19 protein-coding genes are annotated in these 24,986 nt (G+C 36.4%); 13 read left to right on the forward strand and 6 right to left on the reverse strand.

Features of this window, described 5'->3' with window-relative positions:
* Positions 1–67: 67 nt before the first annotated feature.
* The gene (locus BAOM_RS08615; RefSeq protein WP_127759918.1) at positions 68–1,504 is read left to right on the forward strand and encodes an RNA-guided endonuclease InsQ/TnpB family protein; all 1,437 of its coding nucleotides are present in this window, start codon (positions 68–70) and stop codon (positions 1,502–1,504) included.
* 178 nt (positions 1,505–1,682) lie between these two features.
* Here BAOM_RS08615 and BAOM_RS25345 read toward each other — a convergent pair whose 3' ends face one another.
* Positions 1,683–3,410 (reverse strand): glycine betaine ABC transporter substrate-binding protein, encoded by a 1,728-nt coding sequence (locus BAOM_RS25345; protein WP_127759919.1) that lies wholly within the window; start codon positions 3,408–3,410, stop codon positions 1,683–1,685.
* Positions 3,411–3,414: 4 nt separating this feature from the next.
* Positions 3,415–4,620, reverse strand: a complete 1,206-nt coding sequence (locus BAOM_RS08625) for a quaternary amine ABC transporter ATP-binding protein (protein ID WP_127759920.1) — start codon at positions 4,618–4,620, stop codon at positions 3,415–3,417.
* Positions 4,621–5,551: 931 nt separating this feature from the next.
* On the opposite strand from BAOM_RS08625, the gene BAOM_RS08630 reads away from it, so the two are divergent.
* Positions 5,552–6,406 (forward strand): LysR family transcriptional regulator, encoded by an 855-nt coding sequence (locus BAOM_RS08630; RefSeq protein ID WP_306821301.1) that lies wholly within the window; start codon positions 5,552–5,554, stop codon positions 6,404–6,406.
* A gap of 312 nt (positions 6,407–6,718) precedes the next feature.
* Positions 6,719–7,237, forward strand: a complete 519-nt coding sequence (locus BAOM_RS08635) for an acyl-CoA thioesterase (protein ID WP_127759922.1) — start codon at positions 6,719–6,721, stop codon at positions 7,235–7,237.
* Positions 7,238–7,555: 318 nt separating this feature from the next.
* Here BAOM_RS08635 and BAOM_RS08640 read toward each other — a convergent pair whose 3' ends face one another.
* Positions 7,556–8,746, reverse strand: coding sequence for a transcriptional regulator (locus BAOM_RS08640; protein WP_127759923.1), 1,191 nt, complete (start codon positions 8,744–8,746; stop codon positions 7,556–7,558).
* 294 nt (positions 8,747–9,040) lie between these two features.
* On the opposite strand from BAOM_RS08640, the gene BAOM_RS08645 reads away from it, so the two are divergent.
* The 3 genes from BAOM_RS08645 to BAOM_RS08655 all read left to right on the forward strand — a co-directional run bounded on the left by BAOM_RS08645 (position 9,041) and on the right by BAOM_RS08655 (position 12,958).
* On the forward strand, positions 9,041–10,258 hold the full coding sequence (locus BAOM_RS08645; RefSeq protein WP_127759924.1) for an MFS transporter: 1,218 nt from the start codon (positions 9,041–9,043) through the stop codon (positions 10,256–10,258).
* Positions 10,255–11,685 (forward strand): M20 family metallopeptidase, encoded by a 1,431-nt coding sequence (locus BAOM_RS08650; protein WP_127759925.1) that lies wholly within the window; start codon positions 10,255–10,257, stop codon positions 11,683–11,685. Before BAOM_RS08645 ends, BAOM_RS08650 begins: the two co-directional genes overlap by 4 nt.
* A gap of 325 nt (positions 11,686–12,010) precedes the next feature.
* Entirely contained in the window at positions 12,011–12,958 is a 948-nt protein-coding gene (locus BAOM_RS08655) for an alpha/beta fold hydrolase (protein WP_164853166.1), read from the forward strand.
* Positions 12,959–13,064: 106 nt separating this feature from the next.
* Here BAOM_RS08655 and BAOM_RS08660 read toward each other — a convergent pair whose 3' ends face one another.
* Together BAOM_RS08660 and BAOM_RS08665 are read right to left on the reverse strand one after the other, a co-directional pair.
* The gene (locus BAOM_RS08660) at positions 13,065–14,936 is read right to left on the reverse strand and encodes an ATP-binding protein (protein ID WP_252283314.1); all 1,872 of its coding nucleotides are present in this window, start codon (positions 14,934–14,936) and stop codon (positions 13,065–13,067) included.
* Positions 14,911–15,336, reverse strand: a complete 426-nt coding sequence (locus BAOM_RS08665; protein ID WP_127759928.1) for an anti-sigma regulatory factor — start codon at positions 15,334–15,336, stop codon at positions 14,911–14,913. The genes BAOM_RS08660 and BAOM_RS08665 overlap by 26 nt, the downstream gene beginning before the upstream one ends.
* Before the next feature lie 258 nt (positions 15,337–15,594).
* Here BAOM_RS08665 and BAOM_RS08670 point away from each other — a divergent pair, with 258 nt between their 5' ends.
* The 6 genes from BAOM_RS08670 to BAOM_RS08695 all read left to right on the forward strand — a co-directional run bounded on the left by BAOM_RS08670 (position 15,595) and on the right by BAOM_RS08695 (position 21,718).
* Positions 15,595–16,029 (forward strand): DMT family transporter, encoded by a 435-nt coding sequence (locus tag BAOM_RS08670; protein ID WP_127759929.1) that lies wholly within the window; start codon positions 15,595–15,597, stop codon positions 16,027–16,029.
* 170 nt (positions 16,030–16,199) lie between these two features.
* Positions 16,200–17,378, forward strand: a complete 1,179-nt coding sequence (locus tag BAOM_RS08675; RefSeq protein WP_127759930.1) for an acetyl-CoA C-acetyltransferase — start codon at positions 16,200–16,202, stop codon at positions 17,376–17,378.
* Between the two features lie 72 nt (positions 17,379–17,450).
* Complete coding sequence (locus BAOM_RS08680) at positions 17,451–18,824, forward strand: sigma-54 interaction domain-containing protein (protein WP_127759931.1); 1,374 nt, start codon at positions 17,451–17,453, stop codon at positions 18,822–18,824.
* 499 nt (positions 18,825–19,323) lie between these two features.
* Positions 19,324–20,019, forward strand: a complete 696-nt coding sequence (locus BAOM_RS08685) for a CoA transferase subunit A (protein ID WP_127759932.1) — start codon at positions 19,324–19,326, stop codon at positions 20,017–20,019.
* 15 nt (positions 20,020–20,034) lie between these two features.
* Positions 20,035–20,685 carry a 3-oxoacid CoA-transferase subunit B gene (locus tag BAOM_RS08690; protein ID WP_127759933.1) on the forward strand — a complete coding sequence of 217 codons (651 nt, stop codon included), beginning with the start codon at positions 20,035–20,037 and terminating at the stop codon, positions 20,683–20,685.
* Positions 20,686–20,815: 130 nt separating this feature from the next.
* The gene (locus BAOM_RS08695; protein ID WP_127759934.1) at positions 20,816–21,718 is read left to right on the forward strand and encodes an NAD(P)/FAD-dependent oxidoreductase; all 903 of its coding nucleotides are present in this window, start codon (positions 20,816–20,818) and stop codon (positions 21,716–21,718) included.
* A gap of 79 nt (positions 21,719–21,797) precedes the next feature.
* On the opposite strand, the gene BAOM_RS08700 is transcribed toward BAOM_RS08695, so the two are convergent.
* On the reverse strand, positions 21,798–23,537 hold the full coding sequence (locus BAOM_RS08700) for a methyl-accepting chemotaxis protein (protein ID WP_127759935.1): 1,740 nt from the start codon (positions 23,535–23,537) through the stop codon (positions 21,798–21,800).
* Between the two features lie 563 nt (positions 23,538–24,100).
* Between BAOM_RS08700 and BAOM_RS08705 the strand changes: the two genes are divergently transcribed.
* Positions 24,101–24,943, forward strand: a complete 843-nt coding sequence (locus BAOM_RS08705; RefSeq protein WP_127759936.1) for a MurR/RpiR family transcriptional regulator — start codon at positions 24,101–24,103, stop codon at positions 24,941–24,943.
* The last annotated feature ends 43 nt before the right edge of the window (positions 24,944–24,986 follow it).

A 24,986-nucleotide genomic window follows, 5' to 3' on the forward strand; every position in this document is an offset into this window, starting at 1 on the left:
GGTTTGGTTTATATTCCCTTAATATGGTAAAATAAAAGGGGGATTACTCATTTTTGGAGGTGAAAATATGGAGCATCGAACACAGCAAATTCTAATTAAAAATGGTCATCGTATGTTTGGTTATTGTCAAATGATGTGTCAGAATTCAAAGAATATGCAAAATACGACCAATTTTTATATTCGTCAAGTGTATACGTCTTTAACGCAGGACAAAAAGTTGCAACCATTGCAAGAAGAAGTGTTGGGGAATATTAATCAATATTTCGAGGCTATGAATAATAACCAACTTTTAGCCTATGAAAAAAATGTAGTGAAAGAAATGGCAAAGGAAAAGCAAAAAGAAGTTAAATGCAATTTATTTGAAAAACCATGCAAAGAACATCCGCATGTAGATTACAATTTTCTTGATTCGCTATTTAAACTCATGAATCAACATGATTATCGATCATTACCCGTGCAATCCAGTCAATCTGCGATGAAACAAGTATTTGATAATTGGAAATCATTTTTTGAATCAAATAAAGATTATAAAGTACATCCTGAAAAGTACAAAGGTAAGCCAAGAATTCCTGGTTATTGTCGTGCCAAGGAGAAAGAAGTAAAAATCACCAATCAAGATTGTGTGATTAAGGAAGGGAAATATTTAAAATTCCCTAAAACAAAGGAACGATTAAATATTGGAAAATTAGGTTGCTTAGATGGAAAACTTCAAGAAGTTCGAATTATTCCTCGTTATGGTCATTACGTTATTGAACTTGTGATGAAAACCAAAAATGAAGTAGAAATCACAAAAAAGACCGAAAAGTTGATGTCGATTGATATGGGGATTGATAACTTAGCGGCGATTACAACCAATACAGGAATGGAACCCCTTATTATCAAAGGCACACCTGTTAAATCGATTAATCAATACTACAATAAAGAAAAAGCTCACTATTTAGGGATTCTTCGTCAAGGAATGAATCCAAAAGAAGGGCAATTTACAAGTAAACGTTTAGAAAAACTTCATGAAAAACGTTTTTTAATGATTAAAGATTACTTCCACAAAGCAAGTTATCATATTGAAGTATTAGCTTTACAGGAAAAAGTAGATGTCATTGTGATCGGTCAAAACAAAGATTGGAAAAAAGAGATGAATATGGGAAAACGAAACAATCAATCTTTTGCTCATATTCCACACAGTATGTTTATTGAGATGATCAAATACAAAGCAGAACAGCATGGTATTAAAGTATTGGTTGTGGAAGAGTCCTACACCTCGAAAGCAAGTTTTGTAGATGGTGACTTTATTCCTACCTATGAAAAAGGTTCAAATGGAAAACACCACTTTAACGGAAAACGTATTAAACGAGGTTTGTACAAAACAAAACATGGATTTTTAGTCAATGCAGACGTAAACGGCAGTGCCAATATATTAAAGAAAACGTATCTGAAATTAAATGAAACAGATGATTTCAATATCGAAGCCGTTCGTGTTTGGAATCCAAAAAGCATTATTGCTTAAAAATAAGAAATCCCAACGGCAAGACCAATGGGAAAGAGGGGCTGGGTGTGAATAGACCGCCGATGTGACAGCCCCACTGCTCGTTAATCGTTCAGGTTTACTTAGAATCTTTAATTAAATACATCGATACGGCAGAAACCCCCATCTTCAAAGCCGACAGGCTTAAGTGGGGGAGCATTCATTTCAAGTCTTCAATTGAATCAATATCCATATACTCAGGTACTACTAGTCCATTCTTCGTTCCCGTAAGATTTGGTCCAAGATCAATGAAATCATTTTTATAGGTATTATAATAATCAAGATGTGTACTTGGCAGCCATGCACCTACCATTGCATCAGCACTGCCATTGGCAATACCTGCAAACATTGGGCCAACCTCAACTTGACTCAGAGTCACGTTGTAGCCGTGCTGCTCAAGAACTTTACCAATAACATTGGTACTAGCTATTTCAGTATCCCAGGCAACATACACAAGATTGATACTTTCACCATTTCCTGCTTGAGCTCCTTTTGTCCATTTAGCTGTTTTGTCCGGATTTGCTTGAATCCATTTTTCAGCAGCTTTAGCTGGATCCACTCCGTTAGCAATGTCAACCATTACATCTTCCATATCACTTGGTTTCCAGAAGAATTGATCAAGGATAGTGTAAGCACCAGGAGCATCTTCTTCAAGTCCTTTTCGGACGATTGTATTAATATCTTCAGCTCCACCAAAGGTATTATTCGGGTCATCGAGATATTTTAAATCAAACGAAGAGAACATCCAATGGGGTGACCATCCTGTTACAACAATTGGTTCTTTATTTTCATAGGCTTTCTTCAATTCAGCAACCATCGCTGCCGATGAACCTTCAACAAGTGTCCAATTAGTTAACTCGTAATCTTTTAAGGCTTTATTAGCCTGCTTCATGAGTCCTGCTCCAGGTTCAATCCCAATAACTTCATAATCGGTTTGGGCTCCAATCCCAGTAGCATTCTCTTTTACTGTATTTTCTTTTGCAAACACTAAAACTAGTGCAGAAACTACTATAAGCGCAGCTGCAATCGAAAGGATAATTTTCCGGCTAATAAGATGCTCGTACGCTGGCTTGCGTATATTTTGCGTAATACGGTCGAGGATGATTGCGATAATTACAATCGACAATCCAGCTTCAAAGCCTTGTCCCACGTTAATTTGACTGACAGCTCGGTAAACATCTGCTCCAAGTCCTGGTGCGCCAACTAATGAAGCCGTAACAACCATAGAAAGAGCAAGCATGATACTTTGGTTTATCCCTGCCAAAATCGTTGGAGTGGCCAATGGCAATTGGACTTTGAATAATTTTTGGCTAGCCGTTGAACCGAATGCGTCTGACGCTTCAATGAGTTCTTTAGGCACTTCTTGAATTCCAAGATTAGTCATACGAATTGTTGGCGCAATCGCGAAAATAAACGAAGCAACAATCCCAGGCACGACACCAATTCCGAAAAATAAAATGGAGGGAATTAAATAAACAAATGCGGGCATTGTTTGCATAAAATCTAAAATAGGGGTAACGATTTTTTGTACGGTTTTGCTTTGAGCACACCAAATCCCAATTGGAATCCCGATTAGTATCGTAAAAAATCCGGATACTAAAACAATAGCAAGCGTTTGAATAGTTGATTCCCAATAACCAAGATTATCAATCAATAGTAAACTAAGCAATGTAAAGATGCCTAATGGCCATCTGCTAGTATAGGTAACTAACAGGGCTAAAACAATGATTAGTAGAATGGGAGGTCCTACACTCAATACTTCAACAATAAAATTTAATAGCCCATCGATTACATTTGTAAAAAATGAAAATAATCCAGCAAATGCAACGGTAATCCAGTCAACGAAAGAATCTACCCAATTTCCTAATGGAATTTTTGATATATTCATTTAATCACTCACTCTCCAAATCGTTTAAAGAATCTTTATTCCCTGCTAAAGCACCAATTACGGCTCCGCGAATAACAATTCCTTTGATTCTTTTCTCTTCATCTATAACCGATATTGGCAGATTTGAGGTTGCGATAGCATCCATAAGATCGACAAGCAGCGCGTCCTCTGCGACAGTTGGGATATCGGTTGTCATCACTTCAGAAATAGATTGGTTTTGATCAATGGCCAGACGTGCTTGTTCAGCTGTCAGTGCCCCTAATAGCTTTTGCTTACGGTCCACCACAAATATACTGGAATATCCTTGTTTCCGCATAATTTCGAGCGCAACCCTCGGACCACGGTCTGCACCGATTTTCTCTGGTCGTTTCATTACGTGTGATGCCGTTAATATTTTAGATAAATCGACATCTTCAACGAATTTCTCAACAAACTCGTTTGCGGGCTTCATCATAATTTGTTCCGGTGTTCCAAGTTGAATAATACTGCCATCCTTCATCAAAGCAATTCGATCACCGATGCGCAGTGCCTCATCTAAATCATGGGTGATGAAAATAATTGTTTTCTTGAAATTTTCCTGAATTTCTAGTAATTCATCCTGCATATCTTTACGAATCAGTGGATCAAGTGCACTAAACGCTTCGTCCATTAACAGGATATCCGTGTCGCTAGCAAGTGCACGGGCGAGTCCTACCCTTTGCTGCATACCACCGCTCAATTGGGATGGAAATTGATTCTCATAACCTTTTAGTCCAACGACAGCTAATGCGCTCATTGCCTTTTCACGCCGTTCTTCAACAAAGGTCTTTTGGATTTCAAGTCCAAATTCGGTATTTTCTAAAATTGTTTTATGGGGAAAAAGAGCAAAGTTTTGAAACACCATGCTTATTTTCTTTTGTCTTACTTCCCTTAGGCGAGCGGGACCCATTTTTACAATATCTTCATTGTCAATTAAAATTTCACCAACCGTAGGGGCGATCAGTCTGTTAAACATCCGAATTAACGTTGATTTCCCGCTCCCAGACAACCCCATAATTACAAAGATTTCTCCAGGGTAGATGTTGAAGTCCACTTTATTGACACCAACTGTTTGTCCTGTTTCTTTCAAAATTTCTTTCTTAGAACGACCTTGTTCTAAAAGCTCCAGTGCCGCTTTTGGAGACTTACCAAAAATTTTTGATACGTTTCTTACTTCTACAAATGGATTCATTTAAACACCTCGTTCTTAAATTTTCTTCTGAAAAACTGATATAGTAGAGCAAACATTTTTCAGGAATATAAGCCTCCTCAAAAATGATAAAGCGGATATTGTTCAATCATTCACTTACTTGCTCTTTAGATTCTTATCCCACCTACTTTAATTCTAAATGTCATAAAAAATTGGGAATTAAAAGTGAGATGTTTGCTCGTTTGACTTTGATTCTTTTATGAAGAGGATGTAGCCAAAAAGGGGAAAAACAACATCAAATATAGAGTTTTTTAAAGGGCTAAATCGTGTGTTTACTTTTTAACTATATCGTTTTCTAGTATTCATATCAAATGACGTACACGCAGAATGAATAAGATTTTAGTAGAGTTTTGACTATAACTATCGCTTTTTTAATCTGCTGAAAATGTTGATATAGCAGGGGGTTGACAGTTTTTTTAGGTTGGGATGATTGAATAGAATTATCGTGGATTAATTTTTGTGAAAATGAGTCTTTTATCCTATTGAAATTATTCAAAAAAAACATTTTAAAAAAATCAATTTAAAAAAGAGAAATCACCGTGGTGGAATTCAAATTAGAAGATGAAAATTACTTGAATTAGAGCGTTAAATTTATCCTTTTCTGGATAGTCTATTAACAATCATTTATCAAAGGTAAGAGGTGCTTCTTTTGGAGGTGAGACTTCAACTTAGAGTATGGACGAAAGTGTCAGTAGAATTCCTTAAATAATTTTAATTGAGAGTTCAGTAAGTGTATGGGATTTAACGTCTGGCATACCCTATAACTTTCCGTACTTTCCAATCATCCAATAACTGTATTTCAGATTTTCACAGTTTCGATTGTTATCTTTGTTTTTTTATACTATGATGATACGTAATATCATATACAGATTGTTCCAAAGGAGAAAGATTAGTGGATTATAGGGATTGGGTTATGTTACAAGTGTTAAATGAATATAAAAATATCACAAAAACGGCGGAGAAATTGTTTATTTCCCAGCCAGCTTTATCAAATCGTCTCAAACAAATAGAAAAAGAGTTTGGTACTAAGATCGTTGTTAGGGGAAGAAATGGGATTCAATTCACACCTGAAGGTGAGTATTTGGCTAAAAATGCGGATAAAGTAATATCTTTGCATAAAAATATCAAAGAAAACATTATGAATATGAACCAAAATGTAACGGGTACTTTAAGAATAGCTAGTTCTAATGTTTTTACAAGATACAAACTGCCTGCTGTTCTGAAACGTTTTCAAGAAATATTTCCTAATATTGAATTTCAGATTACTACAGGATTGAGCAAGGATATCTTTCAATTAATTTATAATCATGAGGTACATATCGGCTTTGTCCGAGGGGATTATAATTGGAGTGATGAAAAGGATTTATTATTTCAAGAAACATTATGTGTAGCCTCCAAAGAAGCGTTTACACTTAAAGATCTACCAATCCTGCCAAGAGTGGATTATACGACAGATATTCTTTTGAAAATCGCGATTGATAATTGGTGGAGAAATACATTTCATAAGCCGCCTTTAATAAAAATGGAAGTAGATCAAGTGGATATAGCGAAGGATATGGTGATAAGCGGGTTAGGCTATGCCGTGTTACCTTCCATGATTTTAAATGGAATAGATAATCTTCATAAGGCAAATATAACGGATGAGAATGGATTGCCTATTATAAGAGAAACATGGATGTATTATAGCGCGGAATCTTTAGAATTAAATACGGTTAAAGCATTTGTAGAATTTGTAAGAGAGTTTGATTTTGGAGAAAATAATGTTTAAAACGCAGTATCGCGATATATCGCGATACTGCGTTTTATGTAGAGTTAAAATGGATTTGAAAAAATAAAGAACGGTGCTTTTCTACTCTTATCACTGAAGATATAAGGGATATTCAAATTATTTATATCTAGCGATTCATTTTATGTATTGTTCTTTTGATGAACTTACTCTTAAAATCAATTCCATAGGTAAGCTTAATAAATTATATTTTTTAGTATTTTCTTAGTAGAAAAGGGTTCCGCTAAGAAGTGAAATAGTAAAACGTGATGTAAATATTTTAGTACCAGAACTTATTTTTAGGGAGATGTCCTCATGTCAGCGAAATATTGTAAGGAATCAAGAGTAATTAGAACAAGTCGTATCTTTCCGAATGATGTAAATAATCATAACACCTTGTTTGGTGGTCGAATGATGAGTGATATAGATCAAGTAGCCTCTATTTCTGCCGCGCGTCATAGCCGAACGGAATGTGTCACAGCTTCAACCGATTCTGTCGACTTCTTACACCCTGTTCGACCAACTGATTCAGTAAGCTTTGAGTCGTATGTGTCATGGACAGGTGTATCTTCGATGGAAATTTTCGTGAAAGTTATTGCGGAAGATTTAAAAAGCGGGGAGTGTAGAATAGCGGCAACGGCACTATTAACATTCGTTGCCCTTGATAAGTTTCACCGTCCTACCGCTGTTCCGAAAGTAATTCCTGAAACAGAAGAAGAAAGGAAATTACATGAAACAGGCGAAGCACGCGCAAGAATGCGACGTGAAAGAAAGCAACAAAGTAAAGAATTAGCTGCTTATTTAACAACAAAAACAGTTATTGCCGTGTGTTAAATATTACGTTATAGGTATTAACATACATAACTGTGTCTGAGAGGTCGACTTCATGGTCGGCCTCTTTTTATTATGGGTAAAGAATCACTAAAGTAACAAAATAAGAAAAACCCTTGATATTATAAGGGTTTTCTAAAAAATAGAGTAGAGGAGTTCGGTTTCTTGATTTCTGGATGGAAAGAACTTTGACATTTTCACCTGTTAATCTATTAGTTTTTCAAAGTCTAGCTTATAAACTTTTTTAGGACGGCCTCTAAGTTTTTCTTGTTTTCTGTATGAAATATGGGCAGCTCCTTTTTCCTCTAGGGTATTTAAAATTCAGTTGGCTTGACGTAACGTCAACCCTAAATGATAAGCTAAATCTTCTGCCGTCAGTTCATTTGTTTGTAATTTAGAAATCACAGCCATTATTTTTTGGATACGAAGGCTAGAAATACCTAACGTTTCACTTAGTTGTTCTAATTGAGGGTCAACTGTATTGGTAAAGTGAAGACAAGTCTCTTCTCCTAGTGGACCAATTACTTCTTCGTTGGCAGTAATGACATAAGAACATGGAAAGTTGTTTGATTCAGCTTGCTTGTTTGCCGTTTGGGCCGATGTTTTAGCCGCATAGAGTGTAGTTCCAATTCCCCATCCTATATGTACATGAAAGGGGAGCGTTTGATTCAAATACCGAAGGAGGGAACACTCCGTAAATTCATTCGTTAAATTCTTGAGCTCAGCATACGACGTAATCACTTCAAAATTTGCATGCTTCTTCTGAATAACAGATAATGGTTTCTCTTTTTCATTGAATTCCAAAAGTGCTTTATGAAGCAGGATTTGTTTAAAATCCAAATCAGATATGTTGTCCTGGTTTTCAATCGTAATGATCCCGATTGTCCATTGATTTTCTAATAAATTAGAAATTTGCAATTCATTAATGATTTGCTGGATTTGCTCTAAAATGGATGCCTTAGAAGGAAATATAAAAATGTTTGGAATGCCAGCTTGATTCAGAAGCTCCACAATATTGCTCACACGAGTAATTGATAAATCAATCTTTCCCTGTTGCCATAATGATAGATGCTGTTGGAATGTTTTTTCATAAATGGATTCCGAATATTCTATCTCATTTGAAAAGGGGAATTCGTCTTTCTTTAATACTTCTTTAAGCCCCATATAATTGTTCTCTTTAGAAATGGAATCAATATATACTCGAGAAAAATTTAAATGTTTATTGGCATTGCTGATAGCAAATAAGCGTTTATAAAAATCCCCTTCTGGAATATGTAGGTAGTACGTTGGGGTTTGAAAGACCGTACCTTCTTGCTGCCAAATTTTATAGCCTAACTCCCCACTAAAAAGAATGCCATCATAAAACAGGTGATGACTATTATAAAGCTCTTTAATCTCACTCAGTTGACGATAAGGGATAAAGCTTAATTCACATTGATCTTGGATAAGTGGTTCAATTTGTTTGATCTCCTCGATAGAATGAGGAGCAGTGATGACACCGATTTTAATCATAATATTTCGTCCTTCCCCGATCGTAAGTTTGCCATTTTATTATACTAACTATCACCGTATATTACCAATTGAATTCATCTTTAATATTCGTTTCTAATGATTTCCGGTCCGAATTTTCTTGCAATTTTAAAAAATAGTTGCTAAAATTCATTTTAAGAAATGTCCTAAATAAGTCTAAAAATAAAACTTCTGTTATAGATTATTGCTGCGAAAACAACAATGTCATAAACAAGGTCCAAATAAAAAGGCTCATTTAGTAGATATTTATAAATAAAGAATGAAAGGGGAACTTGTATGCAAGAAAACGTATACAACAATAAAACAAAAACGACTGTTTTAACGCTGCTTTTTTTAACATGGGTCGTTAATTATCTAGACAAAAACTCTATGAGCGTAGCAGTCATTACCATTTCCAAAGAATTCAGCCTAACTCCTACTCAAGGTGGGATGGTTATTAGTAGCTTCTTCCTTGCTTACGCAATTATGCAATTAATTGGTGGATGGCTGACTGATAAATACGGAGCGAAAAAAGTTATTCTTATTTCATTGTTTGTTTGGTCCGTCTTTACGATTTTTACTGGATTTGCTTGGTCATTTATTTCATTGATTATTATTCGCTTTTTATTTGGACTTGGAGAAGGAAGTTTTCCGTCGGCTAGTTCTGTAGCCTTGGCAGAAAATTTTCCTAAAGAACAGCGTGGGCGAGCAAAGGGATTGTTATCAGCCTCTACTCAAATTGGTTCAATCATCTCCGTCTTGCTAGCTGCTGTACTAATTGAAAGTGTAGGCTGGAATACGATGTTCTTCATTTTTGGGGCGCTCGGATTTGTTTTTCTTCTTTTACTTTGGAAGTACTTGCCGGAAAGAGCGCAGCAAAAGGGAACTACTCAAACACAAAAAGTGTCTTATAGAAATGTTCTGAAAAATCCAACGGCTTGGCTGCTGATGTTGATTTATTTTGGGATGAGCATGGTAAATTGGGGACTAAACTCATGGTTACCTTCTTATTGGGTAAACGTTCGTGGGCTCGAGTTGGTCAAAACAGGGTTTATTTCTATGCTTCCAGTAGCATGTTCTCTCCTCGGAATCATACTCAGCTCATGGGCATTAGATAAACTGGCTGCAGGAAAAGAAAAGTTTATCATTATTACAGGTGCAGTTATTGGAATTATCGCACTGTACTTCACAATGAATGCATCAACAGTAACATTGGCGCTTACATTCCTTTGTTTTGCCTATTTTGGAGTAGGACTTCTTTCTGTTGTTCTTGCTATTCCGTTGAAATATTTCCCGCAAAATTCAATGGGTTCGACAGTTGGTATTATGTATTTTGGAGGGCAAATGGCTGGTACAATTGCACCAACTTTAATGGGATATACAATTACATTATTTAATGGTTCCTATAACGGGGCTTTCACATTATTAATAGGATCCCTTTTCATCCCAATTATAGCGAGTCTTTTCTTGAAATTAAATTCAACGAAACAAGAAATAGGAAGTGAAGTAGCGTGAGTGACATTCAAAAAATTATAGAGCTTATTGAACAAAAAAAAGATAAATGGGTCAGCGTTAGCAATCAAATTTGGGAATTTGCAGAAACGCGTTTTGAAGAGTTTCGCTCCGCTGAGCTCATCTGTCAAACCCTTGAATCGGAAGGGTTTTCGGTCGAAAAAGATATTGCAGGAATCCCTACCGCTTTTGTTGGCAGCTTTGGAACTGGGAATCCGGTTGTGGCCATTCTTGGTGAATATGATGCGCTTTCCGGGCTAAGCCAAAAAGGAGGTATTTCCGTTGCAGAGCCAGTTGAATTGGGTGGGAACGGACATGGCTGTGGTCATAACCTGTTAGGTACAGGTTCGCTTGCTGCTGCGGTCGCTCTTAAAGATATGATGGAGCAGGAAGGACTGCAAGGAACAATCAAGTATTACGGTTGCCCAGCAGAAGAAGGCGGTTCAGGTAAAGCGTATATGGCACGAGCCGGTTGTTTTAATGAGGTTGACTTTGCTTTATGCTGGCATCCGTGGACAACAAATACAATCTTGCCAGGGAATTCACTAGCCAACTACCAAGTTTATTACAAATTTAAAGGGAAAAGTGCACATGCAGCTGTTCAGCCACATTTGGGCAGAAGCGCGCTTGATGCTGTGGAGCTAATGAACGTGGGCGTCAACTACTTACGTGAACATATCATTTCCGAAGCAAGAGTTCATTACGCCATTACGAACACAGGAGGGTTTTCGCCAAATGTCGTTCAAGCAGAAGGGGAAGTGCTTTATTTAATTCGTGCTCCTAAAACGCCTGAAGTTCAGGGAATTTATGAAAGAATTTGCGATATCGCAAGAGGGGCCGCACTTATGACAGGTACGGAAGTTGAAATTGTTTTTGATAAAGCTTGTTCTAATTTGGTTCCTAATGTAACGCTGAATGCTACAATGGCTGAAGTGTTTAGTGAGATTGGTACTCCGACTTATAATGAAGAAGAAATTCATTTTGCAGAACAGTTGCATGCCACATTAGCTGTAGAAGATAAGGTTAATGAAATCAACAAATTACCGAAAGCAGTAGCGAGCGATCTAAAGGACAAAGTAATTTGCGATATTATTTATCCGTACGCTGATGATATAGCTGATGCACCCCTCGGAGGCTCGACAGATGTTGGGGATGTCAGTTGGATCGTACCGACTGCCCAGGTAGGTACTGCATGCTGGGTATTGGGGACACCTGCACACACCTGGCAAGTTGTGACCATCGGTTCTACATCCATTGGTCATAAAGGAATGCTTCAAGCAGGAAAAGTTTTAGCGGGGACCGCATTGGAAGTAATAAAAAATCCAAAACTATTAGAAAAAGCTAAACAGGAACTAAAAGAACGATTAAACGGTGAGGTTTATAAATGTCCAATCCCTGAAGAAGTTATGCCCGCGAGTAAAAGAAAATGATGATTGTGTTTTCAATTTGAAATAGGTACAATGTACATCCATTAGTTGATTTAATTGAATAATAGATATGAAAAATAATTTAATTACAGATTAGCAGATGGAATTAGCAGCGAAGTTCAGAGCTGATTTTGGAGATAGTCTATAAGAATACTCTTTGCATGCAAGCCCTTTTCTTAGGAAAAGGGTGTTTTTATAATCTATTTCCTAAAAGTTTCAATTTAGCATGACCCTTAATAAATGATATGATAGGGAGAAACGGAGAATAAAGATGTAGTTTCCTTATTCAGTAAATTTTTCTTTGGAATTAGGTATGAAAGGATCTGTTATGAGTAAAATTCATCATTCTATCAGAAGTATAATAGATAGTAATATTCCTTTTGAGATTGGAAGATTTAAACAACATTCTCCCATTGATATCTACCTTAAATATTATGGACTAGAAATTGGTACCATTGATTATAGATATGGTTTTGTGAATTGTTGTGAAGAGAAAATCTTTATTCAATCATTTAAACCTACAAACCCTCGTGCGATTGTTTTAGTTCTTCATGGTTATTTGGATCATACAGGTTCGATGAGTAATTTAATTAATTTTTTAATAAAAAATAATTACCATGTGATTAGTTATGATTTGCAAGGACACGGGCTATCTAGTGGAAAAAGGGCATTTATTGAAAGTTTTGATCAGTATGCGGATGTCTTTACGGAAGTCTGTGAAACTTACATCAAACCATATACTACACTTCCAAAGTACTTAATTGCTCATAGTACAGGTGCAGCAATTTCAGTTGAATATTTGCTGAGATCTTCTTCAATTTTTCATCATGTCATTTTGTTAGCTCCACTTATTCGTTCCTATGCATGGAATCTATCAAAAATTGGTTTAAGTATTATGTCCCCATTTGTTAAGGAGTTACAAAGAGTATTTAAAGTAAACTCATCCAATTCAGAATATTTAAGGTTTGTTAAAAGTGATCCATTACAGCATAATAAAATTTCAGTAAAGTGGATAAAGGCCTTGTCTGCATGGAATGAAAAAATAATAAATTATCCAAAATTAGAAGATAGTCTTTTGGTCATTCAAGGTGATCGAGATAAAACGGTAGATTGGAAATATAATCTTAATTTTATAAGACATAAGTTCCCGAAAAGTCAAATTCGTATCATTAAACATGGTAATCATCAATTAATAAATGAAAACAATAGGTTAGTAGTTAGTGTATTGGATTGCATTTCAAAACAATTTCTACAGATAGATCATGCTCAGTCTTAGGACTGAGCTATTGTGTTGATATACTGTTTTAGGAAGTATTGTTCTTGCAATCTTGTGTAAAAAACCTCGATAATTTTTAGAATTATCGAGGTTTTGGTGATGTCTATTAATTTTTTCTAGCAAACTGGATGTCGTGTAATGCTTGTTGCAAATCTGATCTTGTTTTGAGTTCATTGTCAATTTCAATACCGAGTTCAATCATGGTGTCAGCAATTTCTGGGCTGATTCCTGTTAAGATGGTAGAACATCCTAATAATTTAATACCTTTGACAATTTTAAATAAATGGTTAACAACGGCTGTATCGACAAATGGAACACCTGAGATATCAATAATTAATTGTTCCGCTTTTAGCTCTTTCACACGAACGAGTGTTTTTTCACGGATTTTTCGTGCTCGGAATGTATCGACATTCCCCACAATTGGGAGTATGCATACTTTATCAGCGATTGGAATAATCGGAACGGATAATTCATCAACCGTTTCACGATGGCTTTTTAGTAATTCTTCTTTATAGCTGACGAAATATGCTGTATAAGAATCGATATATAAATCAATAATATCGTTTACACGACGCTCTAAAGCAAAAAATTGGTCCATATCAAGCGTCTTTTCAGATTCATTATAGAAAGCTCGGATAGAGTTCCAAATGATGCCGCGAGATGATTGGAAAAGCTCCCAAGCTAAGTGCATTGGAAATTCAGTTTTAGCACTGCGGACGCCTCTTTCCTTAGCAACATCCATAATTTGTTCGGTTTTTAATTCACTAATATTTTGAGCCACAAGCAGCATAATTGGATTACCGAATTTTTTGTAATTTTCCGTCTCTCCATTTTCATTTAAAAGAGATATTAAATAGCTTTTAGTTGCTTGTAAGTATTGCATCCATTCACTTGTGTAAAAATGGATATTGTTACTTAGAAATTCTGCTAAACTATGTTTCGTGTCAATGGTTTGTACCATAGAATCTCCCCCTGTAAATGGAACTGAATGTTTAAGTGTTTTTTTGAATGATAGAAAGAAAGTGGTTCCTTGTCCTTCCTCGCTTGTTACCCGTATTTTGGCATGATTATTTTGAATCGCATTAAAAACTTGTGCAAGCCCCATTCCTTTTCCATCTTGTTTCATTGTAAAGAACGGAGTACCGAGTAAACGCAATTTATCTTTTGGAATACCAACACCAGAATCTGAGATGCTAAGATGAATATTTTCATAGTCCTCAGTTTGTTCAATAACGAGCGTTCCGCCTTTAGGCATCGCTTCAATCGCATTTTTAATTAAATTGAACAAAGCTTTTTTGAGTTGATCTTTTTGACCAATAATTCTGATATTTTCATTATCAAATTGTTTAATGACATGGATTGAATATAGCTGGTTTTGAAATAAAAGCAAAATGGATTCTATTTCAGTGCATATATTAAAATCTATTAATTCCTCTTGCGTAAATTCAGGCTTAGAGACGCTCATTAAATCATTTAAAATATGAATTGCTCGTTCTAACTCACTTAAAGCAATTTGCGAATATTCACTTTGATCAGTTTGACTAATTAATTGAAGAAATCCTTTTACGGCTGTTAAAGGATTGCGAACTTCGTGGGCAATTCCTGCTGCCATTTCTCCAATTGACGATAGTAAATGATTATTCAAATTTGTATGATCATGATGCTGCTGCAGGTAATGAAGGTTAAATATGTAAAGATAAATATTCTGTCCCTTTTGATCTTCCGGCGTTTTATGGAATAAAAAAAAGTAAGGCTGTGAATCGATTGTTGCCATAAATTCATTATGTTTACCCATGAAACATTCATGAAGCTTTGCTTTCACTTCTTTGTTTTTAATTTGATGAAACAAATAGTTTGTGTCACTTTCATCTGATAATAACAGCCTTTTTGCTTTATCATTAACACTTTGAATTGTACCATCAGGGTGAAGTTCAATTAGACCATATGAAATTTCATGAGCGGCGAGTGATGTGGTCAAAGTATCTAACCGTCCTTTCATTTAGCCATTTTACGGCCCTAACTTTTGTACCTATATTGACCGTGCTAGTAATATCAAATTCATCCATTAAGCGTTTCACTCCTGATAAACCTAAGCCTAATCCTTTTTTGGAAGGAACTACATTATTTAAAGCATCATCAATATTCGCTATTCCGGGACCTCGATCAATAGCAATAATTTCAATTTCATAAGGAGGCATCGGATTAATAAAGATTTCTCCTTTATCAGCATAAAAAACAATATTGCGAGCTAATTCCATAATAGATACAACTAATTTGGTTTGATCGCTTTTATTTAGTCCGCAATTCTCTGCAACTTTTTTCCCGATTGTACTAGCCATGTACACATCATCTTCTCGATCAATAATGATTTTATACAAACCTCTATCAAATCCTTTTCTGTAATAAAACAGGTAGATTTATTTTAACAACATTTTAGCATATTTAGATAAGTCTTGGATAATGCTTTCGATAATACTGTAAAAAATTATGTACATCCTACATGAATGGTTGGTAAATAATGTAAAAAAGTGTATCTGCTTATTGGCGTTTTAAAAAGTCGTATCGAAAAAATGGTTTCATGATACAATTATTAGGATGGTACATACAAATATTTTGATATAAGGGGAGAGTTAGTAGTGAATTTATTATTTCCGTTGCTAGCTTTGCTTGGCGGAGCAGCTGTAGCAATTCAGAGTCAGATTAACGGGGGGCTAGGAAAAAAAGTAGGTGTGTTAGAAGCTTCATTAATCTCCTTTGGAGTGGGAACAATTGCTTTATTATTTATTGTTTTATTCTGGGGAAAGGGAAATCTATTGTCTGTTACAGATGTTCCAAAGTGGCAATTGATTGGCGGCTTACTTGGAGCATTTTTTGTTATTGTAACCGTTTTAGTTGTCCCGAAAATAGGTGTCGCTCCTGCTCTTATTGGAATTGTTGCCGGACAAATCATTATTGGAGCAATTGTCGATCATTTTGGTCTATTTGGCGGGCAGCGTATCCCAATTAATATACAAAAAGTGGCTGCGATTGCTTTGTTATTTGCTTCATTATACTTGTTTAATCATAAGTAGGTGTGCTCTAGATAGGTCCCTCTTTTGAATTCTTTTGGATTTGGCACAATTCTTGCATATATAATCAATGACACAAAAGCTGAATATAATCAGTAAGTAGTGTTGTTAAATGAAGAAAGAATGGTTGCTGCATGTGATTTGAAAGAATGAAAAAGAGGGAGGAGAAACACATGAGAGAAGTAGTTATTGTTGGAGCTGCAAGAACACCGATTGGTACGTTTGGAGGTAGTCTAGCCGGAGTATCAGCAGTCGAATTAGGCGTTGTGGCTGCGAAGGAAGCTATTAAACGTGCGAATATACAAGCTGATATGATTGATGAAGTCTTGATAGGTAATATTTTATCAGCTGGTTTAGGACAAAATGTAGCACGGCAGGTGGCGATTCACGCTGGAATTCCGGAAACGACTCCTGCTTTAACTGTTAACAAACTATGTGGCTCAGGCCTTCGAACCGTGATTATGGGAGCGCAGTTTATTTCACTCGGTGATGCAGATGTGATTCTTGCGGGGGGGATTGAGAGCATGAGCAATGCCCCGTATATTCTTCCTAATTATCGCTGGGGTCAGAGAGCAGGACATGCAGAAGCGGTTGATTCTATGATTTACGATGGCTTAACAGACGTTTTTAATCAATATCATATGGGGATAACAGCTGAGAATATTGCTGAAAAGTGGGAAATTAGCCGTGAAAGACAGGATGAATTTGCTTTACTTAGTCAACAAAAAGCGGAAAAGGCCCAGATTGCTGGTCGGTTTGATGCGGAAATTGCTGCTGTTGAAATCAAAAAGAAGGGTAAAACGATTGTGGTTAACCAAGATGAATATCCACGACATGGTTTGACAATAGAGCAGCTTGCTAAATTGCGCCCAGCTTTTAAAGAAAATGGAACTGTTACAGCAGGGAATGCATCTGGTATTAATGATGGCGGGGCAATGCTTGTGCTGATGGCAAAAGAAAAAGCTGAGCAGTTAGGGCTTAATATTTTGGCAACCATCACATCTTATGCGAATGCGGCTCTTGATCCGGCTATTATGGGGTATGCACCAGTACCGGCAGTGAAAAAAGCATTAACAAAAGCAGGATTAACAGTGAACGATATTGATGTAGTTGAATTGAATGAAGCATTTGCTGCCCAATCGCTTGCTGTACTTCAAGACCTGGAGTTAGATCCACGTAAAGTGAATGTTAATGGTGGGGCTATTGCTTTAGGTCATCCAATCGGTGCATCTGGCGCTCGAATTTTAGTTACATTGCTGTATGAAATGAAGCGCAGTCAAGCGAAAAGAGGGCTTGCATCTTTATGTATTGGCGGCGGGCAAGGATCAGCTCTAGTGATAGAACGACATTAATTGTCTAATATGGTCAAATTTTCTTGTTTCATGTTATAATTTGTAAGGTGACATGGGGTAAGGAGAGTGAAGATGACCATTAGTAAAAATCAGAAAGTTTCGTTAATTGCGTGGGAAGATATTTTAGAGTACGCTTACGACGGTTTCGTTATGGTTGATTCAGAGGGATATATTCAAATACTAACTCAAGCGTATGCTGATTTTCTTGGCGTTAGTCGGGAAAACGCAGTAGGAAAGCATGTAACAGAAGTTATTGAAAATACTCGAATGCATGTAGTAGCTAAAACAGGGAAGCAAGAGAGAGCCGCATTACAAAGAATTAAAGAAAATTATATTATTGCAACTAGATTACCAATATTGAAGAAAGGAAAAAGTGTAGGGGCTGTCGGGAAAATTTTATTTAAAAATGTAGGAGAATTCACAGCTTTGTCCAAACGAATCCAATCTCTTGAAAAGGAACTGAAAAAGTATAAAGGAGCGTTTCGTGAAGGCAATACAGCTTCTTATACATTTGAGGGGTTGATTGGTGAAAGCGAGGTGTTTTTGGCAGTAAAACAGCAGGCGAAACGAGTAGCAAAAAGTGATTCAAATGTATTGCTCCTAGGGGAAAGTGGTACAGGAAAGGAGCTGTTTGCCCACTCTATTCATAATGAAAGCCTGCGTTCTATGGGGTTTTTTGTGAAAGTGAATTGTGCTGCTATCCCGACAGATCTTATAGAATCAGAGCTGTTTGGCTATGAAGACGGTTCGTTTACCGGTGCTAAAAAAGGTGGAAAAGCAGGGAAATTCGAAGCTGCAGATGGTGGGACTATTTTTCTTGATGAGATCGGTGAGTTACCGATGCATATGCAGGTGAAATTACTACGGGTTTTACAAGAAAAGGAGATTGAGCGTATTGGATCTCCAAGTAGTATCTCGGTTGATGTAAGGGTCATTGCTGCGACTAATCGAAATTTAGCCGAAATGGTTGAAAAAGGTGAATTTCGACTTGATTTGTATTATCGGCTAAAGGTAATGGAACTGACCATACCTTCGTTAAAAGAGCGAAAAGAGGATATTAATATTTTAGTAAGATACTTTGTTGAAAAATACCAATGTATCATGAACAAATCTATTCAAGGTATAGATGATGACACGCTCCGCTTGCTTTCTTCCTATTATTGGCCAGGAAACATACGGGAGTTAGAAAACGTGATTGAACGTGCGTTAAATATTGTAGAAGAGGAGGAAATGATTACAGTTGAACATTTACCTGAAGAAATAACGGGGGTTCAAAATATCATTACGATTCATCCGCTGGCTCAAGTGATGGAAGAAACGGAGCGAATGACGATTATCGCCTGCTTACGACTTACACAAGGAAATAAATCGGAAGCAGCCAAACAATTGGGGATTAGCCGCACAACGCTGTATGAAAAAATGAATAAATATGGCTTGCTGCCTTAGAAAAGGTTTCCTCTTGAGTAAGAGGGAACTTTTTTATTGGCTATTTATCAAGAGAATATCACCGGTAAGGCATAGTTTATAAGTGAAAAGAAAGATGTGTTAGATATTTCGTACAATGGAAGTAAAGTAGCGTATTTTGTGTAAGGAAATCTGTACAGTATGGAAGAAGTTTAGAGAATATTGTCTTAAAAATGAACAACTTTAGAAAATTTTCAAGTTACCAGCTAGAATCATTTGACAAAAATATCATAATTTTTGCATAATTATATATAAGAGGAATAATATAGTAGGTTTCTGTAAAAATTCTGCAAAAAGGTAGATAAACATATGTATTTTTTCAGAATATGCAAAAACCTCGTATAAGTTTAGAAGTTTTACATACAATTGCTTCGATGGTGTATGGCCATATAATTTTGGTTGCTGTTAGAGATTTGCTACATACACACTATTTTTAGTTTCAATTGATCCAAAGATTAATAGTATAAGAGGAGATGGAAAAATGGGGAAAGTTATATCATCATTAGACGATGCAATTAAACAGATTCAGGATGGAGCAACGATTGTTGTTGGCGGCTTTGGGTTATGTGGAATTCCGGAAAAGCTGATTCTTAGTTTACGTGATCAAGGGGTTAAAGACTTAACAATCGTTAGTAACAACTGTGGGATCGACGATTGCGGTTTAGGTTTATTATTAGAAAATAAACAAATTAAAAAAATGATGGCTTCGTATGTGGGAGAAAACAAATTGTTTGAACAGCAATTTTTAAGTGGTGAACTTGAGGTCGAGTTAATTCCACAAGGTACATTGGCGGAGCGTTTAAGAGCAGGGGGAGCAGGGATTCCGGCTTTTTATACAGCAACAGGGGTTGGGACTGAAGTAGCAAAGGGAAAAGAGCATAAGGAGTTTGATGGAAAGACCTATATCATGGAACAAGGAATCGTAGGTGATTTCGCATTTGTTAAAGCATGGAAGGCAGATCCTTTTGGCAATCTTGTCTTTCGAAAAACAGCACGAAATTTTAATCCAGTCGTAGCGACAGCTGGAAAGATTACAATTGCTGAAGTAGAAGAGTTAGTTGGAATAGGTGAACTTGATCCAGATGAAATTCATACACCGGGCGTGTACGTTCAAAAAGTTTTTGTAGGGGAAAATTATGAAAAACGAATCGAAAAGCTTACGACAGCTAATGCATAAAGGAGAGAAGCGATAATGACAAATCGAAATGCAATTTTAAAACGTGCGGTTAAAGAAATACAAGATGGAATGTGCGTTAACCTAGGAATTGGTATGCCAACTTTAATTGCCAATATGATACCGGATGATTTCAATGTTATGCTTCAATCGGAAAATGGATTACTTGGTATCGGTGCATATCCGAAAGAGTCAGAAGTTGATCCAGATCTAATTAATGCAGGGAAAGAAACAGTAACAGCAAGAGTAGGTGCTTCATTTTTTGATAGTGCTGAATCCTTTGCGATGATTCGAGGCGGACATATTGATTTGGCCATTCTTGGTGGAATGGAAGTTTCACAAAATGGTGATTTAGCAAACTGGATGATTCCAGGGAAGTTAGTAAAAGGAATGGGAGGCGCGATGGATTTAGTACAAGGAGCTAAACGAATCGTTGTCATTATGGACCATGTCAATAAACACGGTGAATCCAAGGTCAAGAAAACGTGTACGCTTCCTTTAACAGGTCAAGGCGTTGTGCAATGTTTAATTACGGAACTTGCTGTTTTCCAATTTACTAACGGCAAGATGGAATTAGTGGAATTACAAGAAGGCGTTACATTAGAAGAAGTAAAAGAAAAAACGGAAGCTGATTTTATTGTAAGTGAGTCATTGAAGATTAACAGTTAATTTTCATTATTGTAAAAGGGGAAGCCGCGATATGTGGTTTCTCTTTTTTTGTTCTTGTTAAACGAATAATGGCTACATATAAGAAACAAACTATGGATATTTGTAAATAGTAAAGTGGTGGTGATGTTTTTTGAAGCAAGTGGATTGTGTGATAATCGGTGGTGGAATTGCAGGTTTGCAGGCGGCGATTCAGTTAGGAAGGTATAAACATGATGTCCTAGTGATTGATTCGAATCAAGGCAGATCAACAATATGCAGGTGTTACCATAATATTTTAGGGTGGCCGGACGGTGTAAGTGGACAAGAAATCAGGAAGCTAGGTAAGTTGCATGCAGAGAAATATGGCGTTCATTTTCTACATGATGTAGTAACCACGTTAAAAAAAGAAAGCAATCATTTTTATTTAGAAACAGAGCAGCATGCCAAATTCGAAGCAAAAACAATTTTTTTGGCAACAGGTCTTGTCGACCACCTTCCCAAATTAGAAAATTTAGTAACCTGTCTTGGTACTGATATATATGTATGTCCCGATTGCGATGGGTATGAAGTTTCAGGCAAAAAAACGGTAGTATTAGGTGCTGGGAATACAGGAGCTGATATGGCGGTTACATTAGCTTACTGGTCAAATAATATTATTTATATTAATCATAATCAGTCGGCGGTTGACGTAACTAAGCTAGATGAGTTAGAAAAGCATCGTATCAAAATTGTTTATGAACAAATTGAAAAAATTATATTGGATGAAAAACAGCATTTTGCTGGGATCTTACTAAAAAATGGTGAAGTGATGGAGGCGGAACGTGGTTTTGTCGCGTTTGGTGGAAATAAAATCAACTATGAACTGGCCGAGACAGTAGGCGTTGAGTTGACCGAAAATAAACATGTATTAGTTAACCCACGTACAAAAGAAACGAATATAAAGGGTGTGTGGGCAGGCGGAGATTTAGCAGCACACTCTGAGCAAGTAACCATTGCAATGGGCGATGGCTCTCAAGCAGCAATTTGGATTCATAAAAGATTGCTGGAACAGTAATGCAAGAAAAAATCCCTAGGATGCGCTTCCTTAGGGATTTTTCTTATCATGAGCCGATTAGTATAATGAATGACTCTACTTATATTTTAAATTTATTAACGATTTCTTGTAATTCTACAGCAAGCTTAGATAAAGAATTAGCAGAATGCGTAACTTCTTGCATAGCGGCCAACTGTTCTTCCGTCGTTGCAGCTACTTGCTGAGATTGGTAAGATGCTTCTTTCATTGTATGGGTATTATTTGTAACAGTGGCTGAAACTTCTTGGGCACCAGCCGACATTTGCTGTACGGTTGCAGCCATATCGGTTAATTGCTTTTTCATCTGTTCCATCGCAGTAACAATCTCTTGGAAGCTTACTTCTGTTTTGCCGACGATTTCTAGTCCGTCTTGAACTTCAACTTTTACTTGGTTCATCGATTCTGTTGAACGAGCCATATTCAGTTGAATATCCTTAATTAAATCAGAAATTTGATGTGAAGAATTTTGCGATTGTTCAGCGAGTTTACGTACTTCCTCTGCGACAACAGCAAACCCTTTTCCGTGTTCGCCAGCACGTGCAGCTTCGATAGCAGCATTTAATGCTAATAGATTTGTTTGATCAGCAATATCAGTAATGACTTTAGAAATTTCACCGATTTCATTCGAACTTGAATCGAGCAATTGCAGCACTTGGCCACTTTCGTTTACTTTGTTGTTGATCGAGTTGATTTGTTTTACCGTTTGTTCAACATAGACATTTCCTTGCTGTGCTTTCTCAGCAATCATTGTTCCTGCTTCCGAAATAGTAGCAGAGTTTTCAGCTAAATTTTGAATACCGATCGTCACTTCATCTAAAGATTGTGAGCTTTCTTGTAAGCTATTCGTGCTATCTTCCGCACCCGTTGCAATCAGTTGAATCGCATGTGTAATTTCTTCTGTTGCTTTGCTTGTTTCTTCTGCACTCGCAGACAATTGTTCCGAAGAGGCCGCAACGTGCTCCGTGGAATTGTTAACATGGGCCAGTAGTACTTTTGTGTTCGCTCTCATTTTATTAAAATCTTCTGTTAAGGCACCCATTTCATCTTTTGTCGTTACTTTTATATCTTCACCTGAAAAATCACCTTCAGCTGCACGATTTAATTCACCGCTAATTTGAATAATAGGTTTCGTAAAACGTACAGAAAAATAGTAAGCGACAATACTACCGAGAACAATTGCGAGTGCTGCCACAATTAAGACAATGTTAGCAATTTCAGAAGCGCTGCTATTAAATTCTGAAAGATAGGCGCTTGAAGCAATCGTCCATCCCCAGTAGGGGTCGCGTTCTACATATGCAACTTTTTCTTCGTTTTTATTCGTGGATTTGTTCAACCATTTATAGTAAAGAAAACCGCCCTCTTTCCCTATTGAAACGATTTCTTGACCTACCATGACGCCATCTTCTGATTTCGAATCATAAATGTTCTGACCTTCTGTAAATGGGTGCATGACAAGTGTAGCCTCGTTATCGGCTGCATAGATATAGCCTTCTGCTCCGAATGTATAATTTTCTTTTAGTGTGCGTGTATTATCGGCGCCTTTTTCACCGTATAATTCCACACGAAGTTTTTCTTGCGCTTCTTCTAATGTCATGTTTTTAGCCTGAACTTCTTGATTTAATAGGCTAATCATTCCGAGAACCATTTGGGTACTTCTTTTCAGTCGATCTTGTCCAGCTTCATTTAGTTGGTTTTTTGAACTGGAGTAAGTACTTATACCTAGAATGGTGGTTGGGACAATTAAAATGATTACGCATAACATAATTAATTTTGTCCGAATAGATGTGGATTTTTTCCTCATAATACGTGCTCCTTCGTGAAGTTTTAAATAAAAAAGTTCTTTATTTAATATCGGTAATTTTCGACAGTTATTAATACAAATATCGTAAAATTATTCGAATTTTTTAAATAAATCTTAAAGATATAAATATAGGAATTGAGAAGAGTGGTTCCATGTCGCGTTTTAGAACTAGGTATTTTCGAATAGTCCGAAATGCTTGTTTCGAGGAGAGAACAATAGAAGGGAAAGTGGACGTTTAGAAAAGAAAAATATCCCACAATTAGTTGTAGGCTATTTTCGTAGCAATTATTTCGTACTGAGATGCGGCAACTCGATTTTTATCACTTTCTTATTTTCTATATTCATCTTATATAGAATGAAATGCTCGAAGGCTCACCTGGATTCACCTTAAACAATCCTTAATGTTAGGCGAAAAGTTCTAACAATAATTAAATTTTCAGAATTATTATTGTATTCCCTGAATTGTTGTGTTATCGTTAATAAGCAGTTTTGAAGTATAAACTTCACGCTTGTTTGAAAGTAGTGTTAAAACTTCATATATGCTTGATAGTTAGGAGGAATATATGAATCTAAAAGCATTGATTCAAGAGAAGTACAATGAGCTTTCTAACGGTCAAAAGAAAGTAGCGGCTCATTTATTGGAAAATTCGAAAGACTTTGCGGTAAATTCTGCAAGTGAGATTGGTGTTACGGTTGGAGTAAGTGAAACAACTGTTATTAGGTTCTGCTATTCAATCGGTTTATCAGGTTTTTCGGAGTTGCAAAAAATGGTTCGAGAACAACTGCTGTTTAATGAAAGTAGTCTTGGTAACTATGTTTCTGGAAAACTGAAATTAGCTGAACAACCGAATTTCTTTGCGCAAGCGATGGAGCAGGATCGTCAGTGTATTCAAGAAACGATTAATCATATGAGTGAAAAAGATTTTGATATAGCTGTCCAAAAGCTCGTTGATGCAAAGCGAATATATATATCGGGTTTACGAGGTTCGTTTTCAGCAGCGAATTGGCTTACATTCACACTGGGGTTAGTGAGAAAAAATGTGGAGATTCTACGGCCGGAAACGAATGATTTACTTTATACATTAAGTGAAATGGACCATCAATCTATTTTAATATCAATTTCTTTTCACCGTTACTTAAAAGAAACGATTAAGATTGCTGAGTTAGCGAAGAAGCAAGGGGCTTTTATCATTGGTATTTCTGATTCCCCGCTTGCACCTATTCGTGATTATTCAGATCTTCTTTTTCAAATTTATTCAAACGGGAAGTCGACGATTGATGCGGGGCCAGCTTTGTTTTCATTTTTAAATGCGTTAGTTGCAGGTGTATCTGTTAAAGATCGGGAGCGATTTGAAAAACGAAAAGCAGAATATGAAAAATTAAATGGAGATTATTATTTCAGTTAATAGAAATGACTCTAGCTTCACTTTTATAAGTAAAGGAGAAGGA

It is taken from the genome of Peribacillus asahii, from assembly GCF_004006295.1.
GTDB classification, from domain to species: Bacteria; Bacillota; Bacilli; order Bacillales; family DSM-1321; genus Peribacillus; species Peribacillus asahii_A.

What these genes read in the sequence shown, in the direction of transcription:
- BAOM_RS08615 (WP_127759918.1), top strand. Translation starts at nt 68, where the DNA reads ATGGAGCATCGAACACAGCAAATTCTAATTAAAAATGGTCATCGTATG.
- BAOM_RS25345 (WP_127759919.1), bottom strand. Translation starts at nt 3,410, where the DNA reads ATGAATATATCAAAAATTCCATTAGGAAATTGGGTAGATTCTTTCGTT.
- BAOM_RS08625 (WP_127759920.1), bottom strand. Translation starts at nt 4,620, where the DNA reads ATGAATCCATTTGTAGAAGTAAGAAACGTATCAAAAATTTTTGGTAAG.
- BAOM_RS08630 (WP_306821301.1), top strand. Translation starts at nt 5,552, where the DNA reads ATGTTACAAGTGTTAAATGAATATAAAAATATCACAAAAACGGCGGAG.
- BAOM_RS08635 (WP_127759922.1), top strand. Translation starts at nt 6,719, where the DNA reads ATGTCAGCGAAATATTGTAAGGAATCAAGAGTAATTAGAACAAGTCGT.
- BAOM_RS08640 (WP_127759923.1), bottom strand. Translation starts at nt 8,746, where the DNA reads ATGATTAAAATCGGTGTCATCACTGCTCCTCATTCTATCGAGGAGATC.
- BAOM_RS08645 (WP_127759924.1), top strand. Translation starts at nt 9,041, where the DNA reads ATGCAAGAAAACGTATACAACAATAAAACAAAAACGACTGTTTTAACG.
- BAOM_RS08655 (WP_164853166.1), top strand. Translation starts at nt 12,011, where the DNA reads ATGAGTAAAATTCATCATTCTATCAGAAGTATAATAGATAGTAATATT.
- BAOM_RS08675 (WP_127759930.1), top strand. Translation starts at nt 16,200, where the DNA reads ATGAGAGAAGTAGTTATTGTTGGAGCTGCAAGAACACCGATTGGTACG.
- BAOM_RS08680 (WP_127759931.1), top strand. Translation starts at nt 17,451, where the DNA reads ATGACCATTAGTAAAAATCAGAAAGTTTCGTTAATTGCGTGGGAAGAT.
- BAOM_RS08685 (WP_127759932.1), top strand. Translation starts at nt 19,324, where the DNA reads ATGGGGAAAGTTATATCATCATTAGACGATGCAATTAAACAGATTCAG.
- BAOM_RS08690 (WP_127759933.1), top strand. Translation starts at nt 20,035, where the DNA reads ATGACAAATCGAAATGCAATTTTAAAACGTGCGGTTAAAGAAATACAA.
- BAOM_RS08700 (WP_127759935.1), bottom strand. Translation starts at nt 23,537, where the DNA reads ATGAGGAAAAAATCCACATCTATTCGGACAAAATTAATTATGTTATGC.
- BAOM_RS08705 (WP_127759936.1), top strand. Translation starts at nt 24,101, where the DNA reads ATGAATCTAAAAGCATTGATTCAAGAGAAGTACAATGAGCTTTCTAAC.